The following is a 6,253-nucleotide window of genomic DNA, read 5'->3' on the forward strand; positions in this document are numbered from 1 at the left end:
AGGGACAGCCGCGCCTGTAGTGCTTGTTTTTGCTCACTATCGAGGGTGCGCACTGGAATCTGATGGCGTTGGGCAAGGTCGAGCACCACCTCAGTAAAGGAGCGCTTTTGCAGTTCCATCAGGAACTGAATTGCATTGCCGCCGGCACCACAGCCAAAACAGTAGTAAAAACCCTTTAGGGGGCTGACCGTAAAACTGGGGGTTTTCTCCTCATGAAACGGACAACAGCCAACATATTCTTGGCCGCGCTTGCGTAGGACAACGTGCTCGGCCACCAGATCAACAATGTTGACCGCTTGCCGCACAGCCTCAATTGTGTCGGGGTGTAGGGGAGGAATGTCCATAGACCATATAGTTTAGCCGATCCCCTAAATCAGAGATTCCCCTCCGGCAAATTCAACAATTCCTGAGCATGTTGCAAGCTCTTAACTCGAGCAGTCAAGGGCGATTCACCTTCGCTAGGATGTTGACGTTGCCCTTGTTGGGCGCAGAGGCAGGCTTTGAGGTCATAACCGTTGACATAGGGAGCCAATATTCATGAGTACCAGCCGCAAACGACTTGGTGTGTTCACCAGTGGCGGAGATTGCCCAGGTCTAAATACAGCTATCCGTGCCATTGTTGCCCATGCCACCTTAAGTTACGGTTGGGAGGTTCTTGGCATTCTCCACGCCACTCAGGGGCTAATTGAGCGGAAGGCGATCCCCCTCAATGCAGAAGGCCTCGGGGGCATGGATGTACTGCTCAACATGGGGGGAACCATTCTCGGGGCAATTAATAAGGGCGATACCCTTGGCCATGCCGATGAAGTGATTGCCGGGTACTATGAATTGGGCTTGGATGCCCTCATTGCCATTTGTGGCGATGGCAGCCTGAAAATTTTGCATCAACTGGCGCAAAAGGGAAACTGGAATTTTCTTGCAGTGCCGAAAACCATTGATAACGATGTCGCCTTGACCGATCGCGCCATTGGCTTTGATACCGCTGTCAACACTGTTGTCGAAGCTCTGAGTCGAATTACCTCCACCGCCGCTAGCCATGATCGTGTTTTTGTAGTGGAAGTGATGGGGCGCACCGCTGGTCACTTGGCTCTGTATTCGGGCATTGCCGGAGGCGCTGACATTATCCTGATTCCAGAAATTCCCTACTCCATTGAAGGCATTTGCCAACACCTCCAGAAGTTGCGCGATCGCTGGGGACGCAAGTTTGCCCTCATCGTCGTTGCTGAAGGCTCCAAGGAACTAGAGGAAGACGCCAACCATCCTCGTCATTGCAGTATTGGCCAGTATATTGCCGATAAAATTGCCCAGTACAGTCCCATCCCCATTGAGCTACGGGTTTCGGTGTTGGGGCACATTCAGCGGGGGGGCGCCCCGATGGCCATGGATCGACTGCTGGCAGCAGGCATGGGCAATACCGCTGTAGATTTGGCGGCTCAAGGGACGTTTGGCCGCATGGTGGCGTGGCAGGCGGGGCAAGTGGTGACGGTGCCCATTGCCGATGTTGTTGCTAAATCCCCGCGCCATGTGGATCCAAATAGCTTCTTGATTCGCACAGCTCAAGGATTGGGGATTTACGTTGGTGACAAGCCGATGCTGCCCTACGTAGATCCCACCCTCTGCCGTGATCAAGTGATTTGCGCGATCTAGAACCCCCTGAATCAGCAAACTAAGGAGTAGTCTGCAAGGGGCACGCCACTGAGGCTAAAAGCTCGCGCCGCGGTAATGCGGACACGCACCAGTTGTCCCCGTAGGGTCTCAATATCGCCAGGTAGGTACGTGAGGCGGTTACCATCGGTGCGGCCATAGACTTGCTGCGAATCCTTGGGATTCACCCCCTCCACCAGCACTACTTCTTCCCGTCCGAGATAGCGTTGGGAGCGATCGCCAGCAATCTTAGCCACTAAATGATTCAGCCGTTGGAGGCGATCCTCTTTAATTTCTTCTGGCACTTGATTCTGCCACGTGGCCGCTGGTGTATTGGGTCGCGGCGAATAGGCCGCCGTATTCAGTTGGTCAAACCCCACCACCGCCACCAGATCGAGGGTGCGCTGGAATTGTTCTTCTGTTTCACCGGGAAAACCAACAATGGCATCCGCACTAATGGCAGCATCCGGCATATAGCGGCGAATCGTTTCAATGATCTGTAAATAGCGCTCGCGAGTATAGCCCCGTGCCATTGCCTTGAGAATCTCGTTATCTCCCGACTGAAAGGGAATGTGGAAATGCTTACACACCTTGGGCAGCTCGGCACAAGCCCGAATCAATCGCTCCGTAAAATAACGGGGATGACTGGTGGCAAAGCGAATCCGTTCAATCCCAGGAACATCATGGATGTAATAAAGCAAATCGGTAAACGTGTGCTGTCGCCGGCCCTCTGGAGTAATTCCCGGCAAATCACGACCGTAGGCATCAATGTTTTGCCCAAGGAGTGTCACTTCTTTATAGCCTTGAGCTGCCAGCTCCTCAATTTCAGCGCGGATTGCCTCGGGGCGGCGGGATTGCTCTTGTCCCCGTACCCCCGGCACTACACAGTAGGTACAGCGTTCATTACAGCCATAAATCACGTTAACCCAAGCGGTAACCGTACTATCGCGCCGGGGTTTGGTAATGTCCTCAACAATCTGCAGCGGCTCTGTGGCCACCACTTGGCTGCCATTCCACACCTGCTCAAGCAGCTCACCCAGGCGATTGGCATACTGTGGCCCCATCACCAGATCCACTTCAGGAACTCGCCGCAGCAGTTGCTCCCCCTCCTGTTGAGCGACACAACCAGCGACAATCAGCGTTAGGTTGGGGTCTTGATGCTTGCGCTTAGCCTGCCGCCCTAGGTAGGAATAGAGCTTTTGCTCAGCGTTGTCCCGAATTGTGCAGGTGTTGTAGAGCAACACATCGGCCTCATCCGGTTCGGCGGCCAATTCTAGGCCCATCGCCTCCAAGACCCCGGCCATGCGCTCGGAGTCGGCTTTATTCATTTGGCAGCCAAAGGTGGTAATGTAGTAGCGGCGTGGCATTCCCTTGAGGCGCCCCTATACGTCGGTCACATCATTGGTGGGATTTGTGTTATCAGCACTACCCTCTTCAGGGGGAGCGGCCACTTTAACCATGGCATGGCGCAACACGCGATCGCCCAGCATATACCCCCGTTTGAGTTCTTCAATTACTGTGCCTTCGGGATGTTCATTGGTTGCCTCCCGCAGCACAGCCTCGTGGAGGTTGGGATCAAAGGGCTTGCCTTTGGCCTGCATCGCCGAAACGCCAATGCGCTTCAGGCACTCCACCAGTTGCTTGTAAACCCCCTGATAGCTGCGGTGAATTTTTTCTTCCGCCTCTGTTTCCGTTTGAATGTGGGTGCGGGCTAGCTCAAAGCTATCCACCACAGGCAGTAAATCAGCAATGACACTGCACTTAATCTGTAGCTCTAGCTCCTCTTTTTCCCGCTGCGTGCGTTTGCGGAAGTTCTCAAAGTCAGCGGCAAGGCGCATATATTGGCTATTGCGCTCCTCCACCATCTGCGAAAGACTAGCCTTGGCAGCTTCAAGGGCAGCAACTTTCTCTAGCAAGTCCGCTGCATCCGCAGAGGTTGCCTCAGATGCTTGACCCTCTTCGCCCGTGGTGGCTTCTGCGGGATTCTCAACATTCCCAACCGCATTCTCAACGGCGTCAGGGGTAATTTCCCCTTCTTGGGCTTCAGCAGCGGGGTTGGTTACGGTTTGATCACTCATAGCTTGACTCAGGTTATGCCCTCTAGACTGTGGATTGCGCACCGCAGTGCGTTTAACTCATGCAATCTTTTTAGCCTATCATCTTACCCATTGTATCAACAGGGGCGAGGCATCCGTCTATTAGGAGCTGCTCTACTACGGCTCTTTTCACAGGGCTGGCAGCCACCCCAACACCTAACCCAAAACCTCAGAGGTACTATGGGAGAAGGTCGCATCCATCTTTGATGCCTCCCCTATTTTAGGGCAAGGTCTTGACTGGTCTTGGCACTGAAAGATTCAGTTGCTCGTACCCTAAGGACTACGTTCTGGCCAAGTAAAGTTTAGGAGCAGGAGTTTTCGTTGATGTCCTTGCGCTCCATAAAATTCAGCCTAGGGCTAGCCTGCACATTGACAGTTGTAGCTCCAGTGCTAGCACAGACAGAGCCACCGCCACGGGAAAACTTCAATCCCTTTGGGGTGGATAATCCAGTCCTACAGCGAGCACGGAATTGGGCACGACAGGCGGCAGAGCGGGCAAATGGCGGGTTGAGTCGCTACCGCGCTGAAGCATCCATGTTTGGGCCTGCAAGTCAATCCCCCTACGTGGATAATGGTGATGGGACGTTTACCTTTCGTTTTCGAGGGGGGCCACCCGCGGAGCCACCAACCATTGAAAGTATTGTCACGGTGAACCCCGACCCAAGCAATCCAATGATTCGTATTGACTACAATGGCCCTATTCGGTCGGTGGCCCCTCCTCAACCGTTGCCAGAAATCCCATCCCCAAGCAATATGGGGAGCTTTTAGGGGTATCAGTGCATAGAGATTCGCCTATTCAGGAACTCGAAAATCTCTGGTACGCTACCCCTCGTCAGGAGATCGCTGCTGCGGTATGATAGGGGAAGGCTTCCTACCTCATCACCTCTAATAAATTTGTGTCTAGGAGAGTTCGCAATGACAACGGCTACCGCCACACCTGACTTGGACTACCATAGCGATCGCTACAAGGATGCCTACAGCCGCATCAACGCCATTGTCATTGAAGGCGAACAGAAAGCTTGCGATAACTATATTGATTTAGCCAAGCTGCTGCCCCAACACCAAGAGGAACTCACCCGCCTTGCCAAGATGGAAGCCCGCCACAAAAAGGGGTTTGAGGCCTGTGGTCGCAACCTGAATGTAACGCCAGATATGGGATTTGCCAAAGCGTTCTTTGAAAAATTGCACGGTAACTTTCAAGCAGCCCTGGCGGAGGGAAAAATTGCCACTTGTCTTCTGATTCAAGCTTTGATCATTGAATGCTTTGCGATCGCCGCCTACAACATCTACATCCCAATGGCGGATCCCTTTGCCCGTAAAATTACTGAGGGTGTTGTTAAGGACGAATATAGCCACCTCAACTTTGGTGAAATCTGGCTCAAGGAAAACTTTGAAAGCGTCAAAGCGGAGCTCGAAGAAGCCAATCGCGCCAATCTACCCTTGGTCTGGAAAATGCTCAACCAAGTGGAAGCCGATGCCAAAGTGCTCGGCATGGAAAAAGATGCCCTTGTGGAAGACTTCATGATTCAGTACAGCGGTGCCCTAGAAAATATCGGCTTTACCACCCGCGAAATTATGAAGATGTCGGTTTATGGCCTAACTGCGGCATAATGGTGACTTAATATATCGTTACATTTCAGTCACCGCACGCTTGTATGTTTGGATTAATTGGTCATCTGACGAATCTGGAGCACGCCCAAGCCGTTGCCCAGCAGTTGGGTTACCCCGAATATGCCGATCAAGGCTTGGAGTTTTGGTGTATGGCACCGCCGCAGATCGTCGATGAGATTACGGTGACGAGCATAACGGGCAAGACCATCTATGGCAAATACGTTGAGTCCTGCTTTTTACCAGAGATGCTGGCCAACCAGCGGGTGAAGGCAGCGACTCGCAAAATCATTAACGCCATGGCCCATGCCCAAAAGCACAACATTGACATTACGGCCTTGGGGGGCTTCTCCTCAATCATCTTTGAGAACTTTGATCTAGAGAAAATCTCCCACGTTCGCAACGTTGAGCTGGACTTTCGCCGCTTTACAACGGGGAATACCCACACCGCCTATATCATCTGCCAACAAATTGAGCAGGCGGCGCCCCAAGTGGGAATTGATTTGCGGCAGGCCACCGTGGCTGTTTGTGGAGCTACGGGGGATATTGGTAGTGCCGTCTGCCGTTGGTTGAATACCTGTTTGGATGTGCCAGATCTCTTACTGGTCGCACGGAATCGCGATCGCCTGCTGGAGCTACAGGCGGAATTGGGACGGGGGAAAATCCTTGACTTGATGGAGGCGCTGCCCCTTGCCGATATTGTGGTTTGGGTGGCCAGTATGCCCAAGGGAGTTGAGCTGAGCATTGAGCAGTTAAAGCGTCCCTCCCTGATGATTGATGGCGGTTACCCCAAAAATATGGCCACCAAAATTCAGCACCCCCAGATTCATGTTCTCAGTGGTGGCATTGTCGAGCACGCCCTAGACATTGACTGGAAAATTATGGAAATTGTGAATATGGATGTG

The 6,253-nt window shown here is 52.9% G+C and carries 7 protein-coding genes; 4 read left to right on the plus strand and 3 right to left on the minus strand.

Features of this window, described 5'->3' with window-relative positions; all coding sequences use genetic code 11:
- A partial coding sequence (locus tag H8Q75_RS03650) for a CHC2 zinc finger domain-containing protein (RefSeq protein ID WP_297040604.1) occupies positions 1-344 on the minus strand: 344 nt, incomplete at its 3' end.
- Positions 345-537: 193 nt separating this feature from the next.
- Between H8Q75_RS03650 and H8Q75_RS03655 the strand changes: the two genes are divergently transcribed.
- On the plus strand, positions 538-1,647 hold the full coding sequence (locus H8Q75_RS03655; RefSeq protein ID WP_024124391.1) for an ATP-dependent 6-phosphofructokinase: 1,110 nt from the start codon (positions 538-540) through the stop codon (positions 1,645-1,647).
- 11 nt (positions 1,648-1,658) lie between these two features.
- Here H8Q75_RS03655 and miaB read toward each other — a convergent pair whose 3' ends face one another.
- Together miaB and grpE are read right to left on the minus strand one after the other, a co-directional pair.
- A complete protein-coding gene (gene miaB, locus H8Q75_RS03660; RefSeq protein ID WP_024124392.1) occupies positions 1,659-3,011 on the minus strand; it encodes a tRNA (N6-isopentenyl adenosine(37)-C2)-methylthiotransferase MiaB in 1,353 nt (450 codons plus the stop codon).
- Positions 3,012-3,026: 15 nt separating this feature from the next.
- On the minus strand, positions 3,027-3,764 hold the full coding sequence (gene grpE / locus H8Q75_RS03665) for a nucleotide exchange factor GrpE (protein WP_041429036.1): 738 nt from the start codon (positions 3,762-3,764) through the stop codon (positions 3,027-3,029).
- 345 nt (positions 3,765-4,109) lie between these two features.
- Between grpE and H8Q75_RS03670 the strand changes: the two genes are divergently transcribed.
- The 3 genes from H8Q75_RS03670 to H8Q75_RS03680 form a co-directional block, all read left to right on the plus strand.
- Positions 4,110-4,508: a hypothetical protein gene (locus H8Q75_RS03670; protein WP_200865513.1), complete on the plus strand. Its 399-nt coding sequence runs from the start codon at positions 4,110-4,112 to the stop codon at positions 4,506-4,508.
- A gap of 147 nt (positions 4,509-4,655) precedes the next feature.
- On the plus strand, positions 4,656-5,351 hold the full coding sequence (locus H8Q75_RS03675; protein ID WP_024124395.1) for an aldehyde oxygenase (deformylating): 696 nt from the start codon (positions 4,656-4,658) through the stop codon (positions 5,349-5,351).
- A 44-nt stretch (positions 5,352-5,395) separates the two neighbouring features.
- On the plus strand, positions 5,396-6,253 hold an 858-nt coding region (locus tag H8Q75_RS03680; protein WP_297040615.1), incomplete at its 3' end, for a long-chain acyl-[acyl-carrier-protein] reductase.

Source organism: Thermosynechococcus sp. OHK43 (assembly GCF_014466085.1).
GTDB lineage: Bacteria > Cyanobacteriota > Cyanobacteriia > Thermosynechococcales > Thermosynechococcaceae > Thermosynechococcus.

Excerpts from the sequence above, each read along its gene's own strand:
- H8Q75_RS03655 (WP_024124391.1), top strand. The coding sequence starts at position 538 with ATGAGTACCAGCCGCAAACGACTTGGTGTGTTCACCAGTGGCGGAGAT.
- miaB (WP_024124392.1), bottom strand. The coding sequence starts at position 3,011 with ATGCCACGCCGCTACTACATTACCACCTTTGGCTGCCAAATGAATAAA.
- H8Q75_RS03675 (WP_024124395.1), top strand. The coding sequence starts at position 4,656 with ATGACAACGGCTACCGCCACACCTGACTTGGACTACCATAGCGATCGC.